General features: G+C 53.3%; 15 protein-coding genes. 6 read left to right on the top strand and 9 right to left on the bottom strand.

Annotation, left to right across the window (positions count from 1 at the left end):
- Positions 1-2: 2 nt before the first annotated feature.
- From TH5_RS22995 to TH5_RS23010, 4 genes are all read right to left on the bottom strand, one after another.
- Positions 3-1,226: a cytochrome D1 domain-containing protein gene (locus TH5_RS22995; protein ID WP_114123845.1), complete on the bottom strand. Its 1,224-nt coding sequence runs from the start codon at positions 1,224-1,226 to the stop codon at positions 3-5.
- The gene (locus TH5_RS23000) at positions 1,223-1,561 is read right to left on the bottom strand and encodes a c-type cytochrome (protein ID WP_114123846.1); all 339 of its coding nucleotides are present in this window, start codon (positions 1,559-1,561) and stop codon (positions 1,223-1,225) included. Before TH5_RS23000 ends, TH5_RS22995 begins: the two co-directional genes overlap by 4 nt.
- Complete coding sequence (gene cobA, locus TH5_RS23005; protein WP_114123847.1) at positions 1,545-2,375, bottom strand: uroporphyrinogen-III C-methyltransferase; 831 nt, start codon at positions 2,373-2,375, stop codon at positions 1,545-1,547. Before cobA ends, TH5_RS23000 begins: the two co-directional genes overlap by 17 nt.
- 74 nt (positions 2,376-2,449) lie before the next feature.
- Complete coding sequence (locus TH5_RS23010; RefSeq protein ID WP_114123848.1) at positions 2,450-4,177, bottom strand: nitrite reductase; 1,728 nt, start codon at positions 4,175-4,177, stop codon at positions 2,450-2,452.
- Between the two features lie 433 nt (positions 4,178-4,610).
- Between TH5_RS23010 and TH5_RS23015 the strand changes: the two genes are divergently transcribed.
- From TH5_RS23015 to TH5_RS23030, 4 genes are all read left to right on the top strand, one after another.
- Positions 4,611-5,168 carry a sirohydrochlorin chelatase family protein gene (locus TH5_RS23015; protein ID WP_147250173.1) on the top strand — a complete coding sequence of 186 codons (558 nt, stop codon included), beginning with the start codon at positions 4,611-4,613 and terminating at the stop codon, positions 5,166-5,168.
- Positions 5,155-5,823 (top strand): Crp/Fnr family transcriptional regulator, encoded by a 669-nt coding sequence (locus TH5_RS23020; protein ID WP_114123850.1) that lies wholly within the window; start codon positions 5,155-5,157, stop codon positions 5,821-5,823. The genes TH5_RS23015 and TH5_RS23020 overlap by 14 nt, the downstream gene beginning before the upstream one ends.
- Positions 5,824-5,932: 109 nt before the next feature.
- Complete coding sequence (locus TH5_RS23025; RefSeq protein ID WP_167443644.1) at positions 5,933-6,670, top strand: Crp/Fnr family transcriptional regulator; 738 nt, start codon at positions 5,933-5,935, stop codon at positions 6,668-6,670.
- Complete coding sequence (locus TH5_RS23030; RefSeq protein ID WP_167443645.1) at positions 6,648-7,343, top strand: Crp/Fnr family transcriptional regulator; 696 nt, start codon at positions 6,648-6,650, stop codon at positions 7,341-7,343. The genes TH5_RS23025 and TH5_RS23030 overlap by 23 nt, the downstream gene beginning before the upstream one ends.
- Before the next feature lie 166 nt (positions 7,344-7,509).
- Here TH5_RS23030 and TH5_RS23035 read toward each other — a convergent pair whose 3' ends face one another.
- The 5 genes from TH5_RS23035 to TH5_RS23055 form a co-directional block, all read right to left on the bottom strand.
- Complete coding sequence (locus tag TH5_RS23035) at positions 7,510-7,839, bottom strand: NIPSNAP family protein (protein ID WP_114123853.1); 330 nt, start codon at positions 7,837-7,839, stop codon at positions 7,510-7,512.
- 27 nt (positions 7,840-7,866) lie between these two features.
- Entirely contained in the window at positions 7,867-8,289 is a 423-nt protein-coding gene (locus TH5_RS23040) for a TRAP transporter small permease (RefSeq protein ID WP_167443646.1), read from the bottom strand.
- Positions 8,290-8,366: 77 nt separating this feature from the next.
- The gene (locus TH5_RS23045) at positions 8,367-9,659 is read right to left on the bottom strand and encodes a TRAP transporter large permease (RefSeq protein ID WP_114123855.1); all 1,293 of its coding nucleotides are present in this window, start codon (positions 9,657-9,659) and stop codon (positions 8,367-8,369) included.
- A gap of 99 nt (positions 9,660-9,758) precedes the next feature.
- Positions 9,759-10,760 carry a TRAP transporter substrate-binding protein gene (locus TH5_RS23050; protein ID WP_139834748.1) on the bottom strand — a complete coding sequence of 334 codons (1,002 nt, stop codon included), beginning with the start codon at positions 10,758-10,760 and terminating at the stop codon, positions 9,759-9,761.
- A gap of 95 nt (positions 10,761-10,855) precedes the next feature.
- Positions 10,856-11,818: an NAD(P)-dependent oxidoreductase gene (locus TH5_RS23055; RefSeq protein WP_114123856.1), complete on the bottom strand. Its 963-nt coding sequence runs from the start codon at positions 11,816-11,818 to the stop codon at positions 10,856-10,858.
- A gap of 182 nt (positions 11,819-12,000) precedes the next feature.
- Here TH5_RS23055 and TH5_RS23060 point away from each other — a divergent pair, with 182 nt between their 5' ends.
- Positions 12,001-12,699 carry a FadR/GntR family transcriptional regulator gene (locus TH5_RS23060; protein ID WP_114123857.1) on the top strand — a complete coding sequence of 233 codons (699 nt, stop codon included), beginning with the start codon at positions 12,001-12,003 and terminating at the stop codon, positions 12,697-12,699.
- A 60-nt stretch (positions 12,700-12,759) separates the two neighbouring features.
- Positions 12,760-14,424, top strand: a complete 1,665-nt coding sequence (locus TH5_RS23065; RefSeq protein WP_114123858.1) for a thiamine pyrophosphate-binding protein — start codon at positions 12,760-12,762, stop codon at positions 14,422-14,424.
- Positions 14,425-14,509 lie beyond the last annotated feature (85 nt).

Genomic DNA, 14,509 nt, shown 5'->3' on the forward strand with positions numbered 1-14,509 from the left:
TCCTATAACCCGATCCGACCGGCACGGTCAGACATGAAAATGCCGCTGGGACTGGGGAGCGGAAGTTCGGCAATCGGCTGGAGCGTGTAGGGATTGTATCCAACGACCTTGTTGTTATCGCGCACCGACAACCAGATCTGATCGCCACGTGGACTGAATTCCATATGCAGGACACCGGTGCCGGGTTTCAGTTCTCCGACGATTGCCAGATTTTCCGTGTCGATTATCTGGACCGTGTCGTAATCCGGGACCGAGAAATTGACCCAGACATGCCTGTTATCGGGATGGGCCATGACGAAAACGGGCTGTCCATGGACGGGAATACGTCCGATCTTCTGCCAGTTTTCGGTGTCAATCACGAGAACTTCGTGGCGACCGATTGCGGGTACAAATGCGCGTTTCCCCGCAATTGCCCAGCCTTCAAGATGGGGCATTTTGTAAACGGGTAAGCGTTCTTCGCCCATGCCATAATGATCAAGGATGCGGCGCACGCCATTTTCCGGATGCCAAAGATCAAGCAATGCCATGCCGTCTTCGCCAAACAGACCGGCAATGTAATAACGACCATCGGATGTGATCAGCGCATCGTAGGGCTGTGTTCCGATATCTTTGTAGCGGCTGATCTTTGGTTCGTTGCCGGTTGAGAAGTCGGCTATCCAGATTTCGCCGGAATCCCAAAGGCTGAAAATAAACCGATTCCCCGGCGCATCAACCAGCCCGATGACTTTTGAACGATCCGAACTGCCGTCAATGGTTGCAGGAATATCGGCCAACAGTTCGAGGGTTTCACTATCGAAAACGCGGACACCACCGGGTTCGTAATTGGCGACGGCCACCAGCCTGCCATCCTGACTTATGGCACCGCCGATGCTGTTGCCGGCCTGCAGGGTCCGGTCGACAATCCTGTGCTGCAAGATGTCGACCTTGGTCAATCCGCCGTCACGACCAAAGACGAACGCAAACCGGCCGTCCCGGGAGTAAACGATCGAGGCATGTGACAGATCCCCCAGACCATCGACAATTCCGGTAAACTGGCGGGTGCTGGTATCAAGGATCGCGACTTCGCCGGTGGCCCGGGCAATGATCGTTGCCAGATCGGCAGTCCCGCGCGCGGGCAGGGTGTTTGCACAGGCCGCCAAAAGCAAAATGCCCCCGGCAACGAACAGGTTGCGGGTTGCACGAAACGGGGCAAAAGAAATTCGAGCCGAAAATGCGGTACGCATCATTCGGGTTCTCCTGTTTTCAGGTAACGGGCCATCCATGTGGCCTCGTCGCGGGTGACGATTGCACGCCAGGGGGGCATGGCGGTTCCGGGCAATCCTTCGAGGATGATTTGTGCCAAATCCTCGACGCTATAAGCCGCGAGGTTTTCGGGCAAAAGCGGTGATCCTAGCCCCCCCTTGAAGGTCAGACCGTGGCAGGAGCCGCAATCCTGACGCACCATTTGTTCAAGTGCGTCGGGGGTTCTGGTCGATATGCCGTTTTCGGCCTGTGCCGGATTGATTGCCGTCAGGGCAATTGCGGTGCTTATTCCAGCAAGGGATTTACGCAGTATGGACATAACGTAAATCCCCGTCGGGACGATCGGATGTCACATTCTTGTCGAATGTGCTTTCGGGTAGAAGATTGACCACCGGCAGCGACAACCGATCCGCCAGCGAAATGACCCTGCCAATGACAATCATGCAGGGCGGGTCAAAATCCAGCCGGTTCAGGTCGTCACAGACATTGCCAAGCGTGCTGCGGAAATGTCGTTGATCCGGTGTTGAGCCGTTTTCGATAATCATCACCGGCGTATCGCCAGGCAGGCCATGTTCAAGCAGTTTGCCCGCGATTACCGGCATGGTTTTTACCCCCATGTAAATCGCAAGCGTAGTGTCCGGATCGGCTAGAGAACGCCAGTCGTGATGGGGTTCTGCGTCTGCCTGCATGTGACCAGTGACAAAGCGTACGCTGGTTGCCAGACCGCGATGGGTCAGCGGTAGATTAAGTTGTGCCATGCATCCTGCGGCGGCTGTAATTCCGGGAACAACTTCAAACGGAACATCATGCAGGCTGAGCCATTCTGCCTCTTCCCCCCCGCGTCCGAAAATATACGGATCCCCGCCCTTCAGACGAACGATGTGGCAATGTTTTCTGGCCATATGTACCAGAAGCGTATTGATTTCGGACTGCTTCAGGCTGTGGGATCCTGTGGATTTTCCGACATAAACGCGTTCTGCAAACGGGTTGGCCAGTTCAAGTATTTCATCGGAGACAAGCCGGTCATAGATAACGGCATCCGCGCGGTCGAGAAGACGTGCTGCCTTGATGGTCAACAATTCAGGATCGCCTGGCCCGGCTCCGACAAGATAGATACGCCCGGGTTTCTGCATGGCTTTTCCCCTGTTTTGGCAAGTTTTCAAATGCGGGAAATCCGGAGGCCGCGGACGGCCTCCGGTTCAGAAGATCAGTAGATGTCATGCTGGGTGTTGTAGATGTTGAACTTGCCCGTTGGGGTCACAAGTCGGTCATCTTTAATGACTTTCTTGAGCTTCCGGGTTTTGTCATCGACAATCACAATGGCCGATTTTTCAGCTTTGCCATTCCAGACAGAGAACCAGATTTCTGTGCCCTGTTTGTTGTATTCACCCTGAACAACGCGCTGGGCACCTTCGTCGCCCAGATCGGCCCATTTAGCGATCGGCAGTGTTTCAACACCGGCATCAAGATTATTGATGTCAAGCACACCAACCGAATGATAAATCTCGGCATCCGAGTTCAGCGGTGCATCAACCCACAGATTGGTCGACTTCGGATGGGTTTTGATAAACAGCGACCCGCCGCCAAGCCCGTCAATGGATGCTGCCATCTTCCACGCATTTTCCGGGTGTTTTTCCGGATCGGTACCAATCAGTGCAATGGTGTCATCGCCAAGATGGCTGGTTGCCCAGACCGGGCCGAGTTCCGGGTGAATGAAGTTCGCCCCGCGACCCGGATGCGGTTTGATGCCAACATCGACAATACCGCTTAGCTTGCGTTCCTTGGTATCAATGACGGCAACGCGGTCCCGTGCGTTGGCCGCGACAAGGAAATACCGGCCCGTTGCGTCAAAACCACCATCATGCAGGAACCGTTCCGCATTGATTGAGGTGACCTGAAGGGCATCCAGGTCCTGATAGTTGACCAGAAGAACTTGACCGGTTTCCTTGACGTTCACCACGAATTCGGGGTTGTAGTGCGATGCCACGATGGACGCGACACGGGGTTCCGGATGGTATTCCTGTTCATCGTACGTCATGCCGCGGGTCGAAACGATCTTGAGCGGTTCAAGGGTTTCGCCGTCCATGATCGTATATTGCGGTGGCCAATACGAACCGGCGATGGCGTATTTGTCTTCCCATCCCTTCATTTTGGATGTTTCGACAGACCGTGCTTCAAGGCCGACCTTAAGGGATGCTACGACTTGCGGGTCTTTCATCCACAAATCAATCATGTCGATTTTGGCATCACGACCGATAACCAGCAGATATCGACCCGAAGCAGATACACGTGAAATGTGAACGGCATATCCGGTATCGATCACATATTTGATCTTGTAGTCGTGACCGTCGATAAGCGCGATCTGACCTGCGTCACGAAGCGTTACCGAGAAGAGGTTTTCGATATCAAGGTCGTTCATCTTCTTGGTCGGGCGCTGGTCAACCGGAACGACGACTTTCCAGCTTTCCTTCATGGCTTCCATACCCCATTCCGGCGGCTGGGGTGGGTCCTGCAGGACATAGCGGGCCATGATGTCGACCTGTTCTTCGGACAATTCACCCGAAGTTCCCCAGTTCGGCATGCCGCCCGGCGATCCATAGGTAATGAAATCATGCAGATATTCGTAACCAAGATCGCGGGTGCGATCCGTTGTCAGGGCAGGGCCGGTTGCACCATTGCGCAACACGCCGTGGCAACCTGCGCAACGTTCAAAGAAAATCTTGCGGCCCTGATTGAATTCATCGGCCGTCATCGTGGGCACACCTTCGTGTGCGCCAGGCTGTGATCCATCAGTCGGAAGTGACTCGAGACTGGGTTCATAGGTGCTTTCGCTGTCAGGATGTTTTTCCTGGGCGATTGCCACCGAGGCAAAGATAAGGCCGAAACCAAGTGCAAGCGGTGCCGTCGACCGTCTCAGCCGAGTTGTGAGTTTCATGCGTCCCTCCATTAGGAAAATGAAAGCCTTCGCTCCCGGTTGCGGAGATTTGATCTTTCGACGCGAGCCAGCCTTGATGATGATCAAATAACCATAGGAACATTGTGGTTTTGAGCCGTTCCACTCTTGACGGGAGTCAATACGCTTGGGGGAAAAGCCCGCAAAATGCGTTCAGAGAGAGTGAAACAGGGGAATGGTTATGTCCGTCTGCGATCCGGTTTTGATGATTGTCGCGCATGGAACGCGACGAACTGGTGCAGTGCCCGGTGGGATGTTTTCCGCGCATCTGCAACGTCTGTTACCGCATTTCGACATCCGCCTTTCATTTTTGCGATCAACGCCATCAGCGGGGAATGTGTTGAAAGTCATGACGCAGAATTCGGCGTCTGACGTGCTTGTCTTTCCTCTGTTCTTTACACCGGGTGCCGGTTTGGTGGCCGAACTGTCCGCACTTGTTGCCGATGCCCGGTTGGAAGCGGGGGCACTTCTCCCATTCGCAGGACATTTGCCTGGATATGACCGCATGTTGGCGGCACGAATTGCCCAGCGATTAAAGGTTGGTGGAAATCAAAAGGATAAAAAGACAGTTTTTCTGGTAGCTCACGGGCAGAAGCACGACATCTGCCCGTCGCCCGAAATGCAGCAGTTGCGAGCGATACTTTCGCACCATCTTGATCACGACGAAATCTACAATGTCCAGATTGATGGCCAACCGTCTCTCGCCAACTGGCGAAATATGACAAGGTGCAGAAATGCCCTTTTTGTTCCCCTTATGACGGGGGATGGGGCGCATTGCCACATTGATATTCCGGCTTCTGTTAATTCCCGGTCTGATGAGAAAGTCGGCATGCTCGCACCGGTTGGCACTTGGTGGGAGTTGTCTTCGCTGTTGGCCGATTATGTGAATTGCGGTCGATATCATCGCAAAAGCAGTTTTCAACCATCGCAGTCAGCTCGGACAGAGTTTGGAGCCGATCATGTCACGCCGTAACCTGAATGATGCGGATTTCAGTCTGATGTCGAAGGTGGCAGTTCTTTCTGCCTTCTCGCGCGATGAAATCGTATCGATGACAAATGGTACGACCGTTGTGATTTATAACGGCCGTGAATTGCTGTTTAGCGAGGGGGAGCCCGCCGAACAGTTCTTTATTGTCATTAAGGGGCAGGTGCGTCTGTTTCGAATTCTCGGTGATGGGCGTGTCGCTCTTTTTCATCTTGTTTCAGCAGGCGAGTCTTTTGCCGAGGCTGTAGTCCTTTCCGGGCAAAAGTATCCGGTATCTGCCGAATGCGATCCGGGCAGCCAGATCATCGCAATCAGCAGGCTGCAACTGGTCAATCGCCTCAGGAATGACAAGGCGATGATTGGTCGTATGATGCAGTCATTGATCGAGAGGGAACGGTTTTTCTATAGGGAACTCAATGATCTGCGTCAGCGAAGCCCATCGCAGCGCCTTGCCGGATTTTTGCTCTCGCAGTCTGACGATGCGGAAATCGTACCCAAACATGTCATCGCAAACCGGATCGGTGTCACCCCGGAAACATTCTCACGTGCATTACGCAAACTTGAAGACGACGGATTTATAGCCCGGGATACAAGGATGAGCATCCTTGATGTTGAAGGGCTAAGGCAGTTCTCGCGCCGATAAGCGTTTTCCGATCAAAAATTGATCTGGAACAAACTTGATCATCTGGGCTGATGTTAGAGTTATTCCAGTAAATGCAATCTTCCCTTTTTCTACAATGGACGATGCCGTGATGAATGATGTCGAACGCATTTCCGGTGTTCTTCGCTTTGCGAACTATTTCCGAACCTGGCCGCAGGAAGATATCCTTGAACTGGCATCACTATGCCAATGGGTCAGGTTCGATACTGATACAATGATGATTTCGGCAGATGAACCGGCGTCAGCGCTTTATCTGATTGTGAACGGGCATGTCGAATTGTCTTTCAAGGATCAGGACGGTAAAGACGGGGTCATTGATCTTCTGGGGAATGGTCAGCTTGTCGGGGAATGCGCATTGGTGCCCGATGGCTGTTATGCGGTTTCGGTTCGTACCTTGGAGGCAACAACAGCGGTTCGTATTGATGGTGCGGGCTTTGCCGATTTTCTTGCGGCCCATTTCGACCGTGCACTGACTATGATGTCGGCCATGACAGAACGGTTGTGTCAGATGTTGCGACAGGCCGAAGAACTTAAATGCCGGTCTGCGGCACAACGTCTGGGGATCTATTTCCTGGCAGATGCGGTGCCGATTGACGGTGTGCATGAAACACCCCTGACCATTGAAAAGTCTGCCTTGGCCCGCAAGTTGGGAATGACCAGCGAAACGATCTCGCGCGCGCTTAAAAAGCTTTCCGAGGTTGGCGTTTCCCAGCATGCGAACGGCCATATTATCCGGATCGCGGATGCGGAAATGCTGGCGGACTGGTGTGGCCTGTCTGGCAATGAGGCCAAGGAGGGAGGCGAAGATGCGTTCAAGGCCGCTATCTGAAACCGATTACGATATCGTCCGACAGGTGCCGTTTCTGTCTGCTCTTGGCGGGGCGCGGCTTGATAATCTGATGGCAAAATGTCGTGTGGAATGCCATTCGCGCGGCGAACATCTGTTTCGTGCCGGTGATGTTGCTCGTAACTTCTATGTTCTGCTTTCCGGGCACTTGCGCCTTGTAAAGGTTTCCCCGCAGGGCGAAGAAACCGTCATGCATTTCTTGACTCAACCGGGGGCATTCGCCGAAGCCGTTTCGTTGGCCGGTCGGGCATATCCGGTGGAATGCGAAGTCATGGAAGATTGCGAGATCATCGCTATTCCGCGCGATACCTATCTTTCCGTTTTACGCAGTGCGCCCGATGTCATGGCCGAAGTCCTTGCCGGACTTCTGCGGTGGGAACGATTCTTCCTCGAAGAAATTTTCAAAATTCGCCACACCAAACCGATCCAGAGAATTGCGTCTTTCCTGATTGATTTCGAAGAACGCAGTGGCGAGAATCTGGGTGGCGAGGACGAGACGAACTTTCCTGAAAAACGTCAGATCGCAAGCCGCATTGGCATTACGCCAGAAACATTCTCTCGCTCGCTTCGTAAACTGGAAGCCACCGGCGCAATTGCAGCAGGATCGAAGCTGAGAATTCTTGATAGGGCGGTTTTAGTCGAGCTGTCTCGGTAAGGGCTTCATACGATTTTATCGCCAAATAGTGGCAAGCTAGTAAGCGGATGCCTTGCGAGTGAATCAATTGGATTTTGAGTTAAGGGTAACTTCTTGCTCTCGGTTTTATCTGAGGCTTGAGGTGAGAGGGCAAATAGCTTTTGTGTGCCATTTGCCCTTAATCAGCTTAGTCTTTTGTCAGGTCAGAGAAAAAACCCGTCGGAACAAGGATTTTGTTGATCTGACTGATCAGATAGCCAGCTTCGGCTGATTTTTTCAGATATTCCTGCCATTCCGGATCAGCTTTTAGCTTGGCGCGTTTCGACGCGCGATCGGCGGCACTTTCGTATTGCCAGATGTGGACATAGGAATTGACATCACCCGTTTCAGTTGCCGCATAAACGGCCGGATCACCCAGATGTTTTTTCTGAATCTGCCAGCCTTCTGCTTCATAGAGCTTCAGGTGCTTGGCAATGGTGCCCGGGCGGCAGGTGTAGGTGCGGTGATCGTAAATCATGTTCAATTTCCTTGGTTTCGTGTGGAGTTACATATCGTCGATGACTTCAACCTCGGCGGCATACCGGGGGGAATGTCTGAAAATATCTGCAATGGCATAGGTCAGCATGATGGCGGCACTGATCGGGATGCAGGCATATAGCAGCGCCACGGGGAACCCGATGATCGGTGTTAACGCCGAACTTTTCTGAGCAAGATTGGCTCCTTCCACCATCAGGAAGGCAAGGAAGACAATGTTGATCATCGATACGAGTATCGTGTGGATGCGGCGTTTCGCCTTTGGCAGCGAGTAATAAAGCCAGTCGATCCGAAAATGCTGGTTCTCGCGCCAAAGTTCGGCAGCACCGAAAAAGATCATCCAGGCAAAGCACAATTCGATGATTTCATCGTACCAACCCATGGAGAACCAGCCGGTCATCCGCGAGATGACGTTGCCACCCAGGATAAGCATCAAGATAGCCAAACAAGCGATGGCAATCGTCCGCAAGATGAGGCCGAGGGAACGGTCAATAAGCGTTAGTGTTTTCATCATCTTCCACCTCCCATGACCAGTTCGGGAAGCCAGGTCGATACTTGTGGAATGCAAATCACAAGAACCAGAACCGCAACGATGCCAAGCAGGTAGGGCCAAAGTTCACGGACAAGCGGCGAGATCGGGACCTGTGTTACGCTTGATATCGCAAACAGCACCATGCCTACTGGTGGTGTCAGCAACCCGATCATCGAGCACATGATCATGATGACGCCAAATTGAACCGGATCAACGCCAAGCGTGGTCATGATCGGCATGAAAATCGGAACGGTGATGACAATCACCGCAATTCCTTCAAGGAACATGCCAAGCACCAGCAAGATCACCACGATCAGCGACATGATAACAGCCGGATTATCGGACAGGGACAAAAGGCCCGTAATCACGCTGTTGGGGACCCGCTGATGGATCAAGAGCCAGCCAAAGAAACCGGCGGCAGCAATTACAAACAACACCCGTATCGTATGAAGTAGCGTATTCCACAGAATGCTTGGCAAATCAGCCATACGGATTTCGCGATAAACGAAAAGGCCAAGGAATGCGGCATAAAAGCTGGCTGTAACACCGGCTTCGGTCGGGGTGAAAACCCCGGTTAGAATACCGGCGATAATAATGACTGGAGTGCCAAGCGGAAGGAATGCTGCCTTGAACGATGCCCAAAGTTCACGGTAGCTTGCGCGCATTTCACGCGGGAATTTGCGAATAACCGCAACCACATAAACGGCTGCCATCAACGCAACGGCCATCAAAAGCCCCGGTACGACACCCGCCAGGAAGAGTTTGACGACGGAAACACCGGTCAGGCTGGCAAAAATCACAAACGGAATACTGGGCGGAAAGACCGGTCCGATGGTCGAAGATGCAGCGGTGATCGCGGCGGAAAATCGTTCATCATATCCACGATCGCGCATCGCCTTGAATTCAACCTGGCCAAGTCCGGCCGCATCCGCGACCGCCGCGCCCGACATGCCGGAAAAAATCAAACTGGCGACGACATTGACCTGTCCAAGCCCGCCGCGAATATGCCCGACCAGGGCCGATGCAAACCGGAAAATGCGTTCTGTCACGCCACCTGTATTCATCAGGTTGCCAGCCAGAATGAAAAACGGGATCGCAAGAAGGGTAAAAGATGTGGTCGCCGAATACATGCGCTGCGGCAACATCGTCAGAATTGCGGTTTCGCCAAGCGCCACATAGGTGCCGATCGCAGTGACAGCCAGTGCGACGGCAATTGGCACGCCAAAAACGATCAACCCTACAAGTGCAAGAAGCACAATGAGTGCGAGCATGATCTTAGACTTTCAGAAAAGACAGGGTACGAGAGGAGGGGGTGTAAAACACCCCCTCCGAAGAAAGCTTATCGGGAAAACGCCGATCAGATTTCTGGGTTAGTTTTCAAGAAAACCAAGGAATGTTTTCATGTTTTCCTCGCCGGAATATTCGCTTACACGCTCATATGCCGGACCCATCTTTGCCTTGAACTTGGCAAGATCTGGTTCTGTCACCTGAACGCCGCTTTCCTTGATTGCAGCAAGTTCTTTTTCTTCCTGCTCCTGGACAAGTTTGCGCATCAGGTTACCCGCAGCGACGCTTTCTTCACGAACAATCGTCTGTTCCTCGCCCGAAAGCGCATCCCATTTTGCCTTGTTCATGACATGCACCATGGAATTGTAAACGTGGCGCGTAAGTGCCAGATGGTCCTGCAATTCATAAAGCTTGTTGTGATAAATCACGCCAATCGGGTTTTCCTGTCCGTCGACAACACCGGCGGTAAGGGCGCCAGGCAATTCGGGGAAGGCGATTTGTGTGGTCTGTGCCCCTGCGGCTTCAAGGGCCGCGACGATTTGCAGTTCTGGCGGCGTGCGCAGCTTCAGGCCAGCAAGGTCATCTGGTGAATTGATCGGCCTGACCGAGTTGGTCACATTGCGGAATCCGTATTCCCAGTTCGACAGCATGACCAGGCCCTGCTTCTCAAGCTTGGGGGCCGCCCATTCCATGAACGGTCCGTCAAGAACCCGATGTGCCTCATCATAGCTGCTAAAGGCAAACGGCGTCATAACCGTACCGAATGCCTTTTCATATTTATCAAGCGCTCCCTGCGTCGGGAGGTTCATGTCAATGATGCCCAGAACGGTCTGTTCAAGCTGCTCTGGCGGTGCGCCCAGTTCGTTTGCGGGATACAGTTCAACGACGACTTCGCCGTTGGTGCGCTTTTCAACGTTTTCCTTGAACTGCTTGGCGGCAATATGCCCCGGGTGCGTTTCGGCCGCGAAATGGGACAGGCGTAAAACGGTTTCAGCCTGCGCGGACTGGATTGACGAGATTGCTGAAACGGAAAGCAGCGTTGCCAGAACCGACAAGGCAGCTTTGGTCATTCTTTGGTTTTTCAAGATGTTTCCTCCGGTGAATACAAATGCGCTTCACACGCTTATTCTTGTTGGGGGATGGCATTTTAAATGATCCCCAAAGAGGCTTCAGGAAGGCCTCAGGAACCTTTGGGGAAAGCGGCTTCGACGCCTGAAAGCTTTTCGTATGCCTTGATCACGGCCGTGCAGCCTTCCTGACCAAAGCCCATGATGGAAGCCAGCGAATAGGTCTGATGGACAGAACTTGCCATAAAGCCCGGTAGTCCCGCTTTTTCGAGCCAGCGTACATAATAGCCGACATCTTTTTCCGCCCATTCAAGGGCCATGTAAGGGGTGAAATCGCGTTCCAGAGTTTTGCGGCCATACAGATCCATCATGCCGCTTTTGCCGCCAGCGGCTGAAATGATGTCGATGACCTTGGTCATATCCAGTCCTTCTTTCGCCGCTAGGGCAAAGCCCTCGCAGAAGGAAGCCACATTGGCGAATGCAATGAAGTTGTGGATTAGTTTAAGGCGAATGGCATGCCCACTTGGACCAACATGGAAGATATTTTCGGCATAGGTATCAAAAAGGGGGCGAAGATCTTCCAGAAGTTCCGTGTCCCCGCCATAAAGGACATTTACGCATCCCTGTTCGGCATGGATTGGCGTGCGGGTCATCGGTGCCTCGCAATAGCGCACGCCGATTTTTGCGCAGGCGGCACTCATCAGATCAACGTGATCCGGGCTGGTCGTTGTGTGATCCAGCAGGATTTGCCCCGGTTTCATGTCCTGAAGGCAGCCGGTATCACCATCGATGGTCAGCTTTTGAACATCTTCTGCCTTGCCGATGCAAAAAGCCAGAACGTCGCAATCACGCGCCATGTCTCGTACGGATTTGGCAACAATCGCACCTCGGCTTTCGGCGAGCTTGACCTTCTCCTGGTCCAGATCAAGCACATGCACTTTCACGCCCTTAAGCAGCATGTTCTTGACCAGACCACTGCCCATTCCACCCAGGCCGACAAAGCCGACGGTTTTTTCAAAAGTCACGTTTTCCTCCGTTTTCCGATGTTTGCCGCTGCATTTTCGGTGCATGGCCATTCTTCATTGAAATCGGACATAACATGTCTTCTTGTTGTCTGACAACCTGTTTTTATGTTGACAAAATAAATCTTGTCCATGCATAAGGTCCGCATCATAAGGATCAGTCACAGCTGATCGATCCTCACCAGAAAAGGGCATTTTCGGTGGACTCTTTTACGCGACTAAGTAGACGTCCAAGCTTGACCGATGACATCTCGCAGAAGCTTTCCCGCATGATTCTTGACGGTAAGCTTGTCGCTGGCGAACAATTGCCGACTGAGCAAAGCCTTGCGGAAAGTTTCGGTGTTGCGCGTACCGTGGTTCGCGAAGCCATTTCACGTCTCAAGCATGATGGTCTGGTTGACTCACGACAGGGCGTTGGCGCTTTCGTCGCAGAGCCAAGTGCACGCAGCGCATTTCGCATCAGCCCGGCCTGCTTTGAAAAACGCCAAAAGCTGCTTGAAATCCTTCAGTTGCGTACCGGTATTACGTCAGAGGCGGCAGGTCTTGCCGCCGTTCACCGGACGGATGCAGACCTGCAGTTCATGGATACGGCGTATGACAACATGGAACGCGCGCTGTCGGGTGGTGATGCCGCAGCAGAAAAGCATGTACTGGCGGAGCGCAGCTTCTATCAGCGGATCGCAGAGGCATCTGGCAACCAGTATATCCTGGAATTCCTTTCGATGCTCGACACCCGGATCGACATGGAATTGCGGTCTGTTGCCATGAAGAACGCGCGTGTCACGGAATGGAGTGCGGAAGTTCTGGCCGAACACAAGGCTGTGCTTGAGGCCATTCGCGCGCAGGATGAAACCGCAGCCTCGCAGGCTGTGCGGTATCACTATTCGCTTGCAGCACAACGTCTGGCGGATCGCGCAGACCTGGCAGACACATAAAATCAGGGGCGCCAGGCCCCTGTAAAAATTCACATCAATAACAGTCTAGTGGAGGCACCGATGCAACGCACGGGAGGTCAACTGATCGCTGATGTCTTGGTTCAACAGGGCGTCGATCGTATTTTCGGGGTGCCGGGGGAGAGTTTTCTGGCAGTTCTGGATGCACTGGTCGATACCCCGGAAATCGAATTTGTCGCGACCAAGCATGAAGGTGCGGCATCAATCATGGCGGACGCCGATGGCAAGCTGACAGGACGGCCGGGGATTGTTCTGGTCACACGCGGGCCGGGGGCATCCAACGCATATGCCGGTATTCATGTCGCTTATCAGGACTCGACACCTCTGATCGTGCTTGTCGGATTGATCAGCCGGGATGACGTGGAGCGTGAAGCGTTTCAGGAATTTGATCTGAAGGCGATCTTCGGAACGCAAACAAAATGGACGGCCGTGATCGATTCTGCCGCGCGCATTCCAGAATTGCTGACCAGGGCTTTTTCTGTGGCCATGTCTGGCCGTCCGGGACCGGTTGTCTTGGGGCTTCCCGAAGACATGCTGCGCGATATTGTCGATGCAGGAAAACTGCCAGCACGAGTTGGCCCGGTTCAGGGGGCTCCGGCACCTTCACATGTTGCTGAGCTGGCAACAATTCTGTCGGCGGCAAAATCCCCGCTTGTAATCGCCGGGGGGGAGACATGGGATGAGGCCGCCTGCCAGAACCTTGCGGATTTTGCTGAGAACTGGAACCTTCCGGTCGCCTGCAGTTTCCGCAGTCAGGATCGTATGTCCGCGCTGCATTCGTCTTATGTCGGGGATGCCGGATTGGGCATCAATCCGGCCTTGGCCAAGCGTATTCGCGATGCCGATGTTTTGCTGGTTCTTGGTGCGCGTCTTGGCGATTGCACCACATCGGGCTACACATTGATCAATGTGCCGGTTTCTGATCAGAAAATCATCCACATTCATCCGGACGCCAATGAAATCGGGCGGGTTTACGCCGCAGATTTGGGCATTTGCAGTGGCATGATCCCGGCCTTGTCGGAATTGGTTAATCTTGCTGCGCCTGATCAAAAGCCGGGCTGGTCAGGATGGACGGATGCGGCACGTGCTGATTACCTCAGCTGGTCAACGCCCAACACATCATCACATGGCCCGGTCAACCTTGCGGCAATCATTGGATATCTTAATGAGGCCCTGCCCGAGGATACCATTCTGACCAATGGCGCGGGAAATTATACCGTCTGGGTTCACCGGTTTTACAAACATCGTCGGTTCAGAACACAGGTTGCACCGACATCGGGGACAATGGGCTATGGCCTGCCTGCCGCGATTGCTGCAAGTCTGCGACACCCGGACCGTCTGAGCATTTGTTTCGCCGGTGATGGCTGCTTCCAGATGACATTGCAGGAACTTGCAACCGCACAGCAATTTGGCGCTCGGGTTATTGTCATCCTGTGCAATAACGGGATGTATGGTACCATCCGCATGCATCAGGAAAAAAGCTTCCCGGGGCGTGTCAGCGGGACCGATATCGTCAATCCGGACTTTGGCAAACTGGCCGAGGCCTATGGTATTGCAACCGCCAGGGTAGAAAAAACAGAACAGTTTGCAGCCGCCTTTGACGCGGTGGCAGCATCGGGCAAATCGGGTGTGATCGAAGTGATTACTGATCCCGAAGACCTTACTCCGCGGTTCTCCTTGTCCGAGCTTCGAGCAAGCGCGCAGTAAATCAACATTCGCGGGTTCTTCCCATAGAAAAATTCATCGGATGATTTGAGAAAAACAGGAGGCACCAATGTCCTACAAACTGACA

The sequence above is a fragment of the Thalassospira xianhensis MCCC 1A02616 genome (assembly GCF_003326475.1).
Taxonomy (GTDB): domain Bacteria; phylum Pseudomonadota; class Alphaproteobacteria; order Rhodospirillales; family Thalassospiraceae; genus Thalassospira; species Thalassospira xianhensis.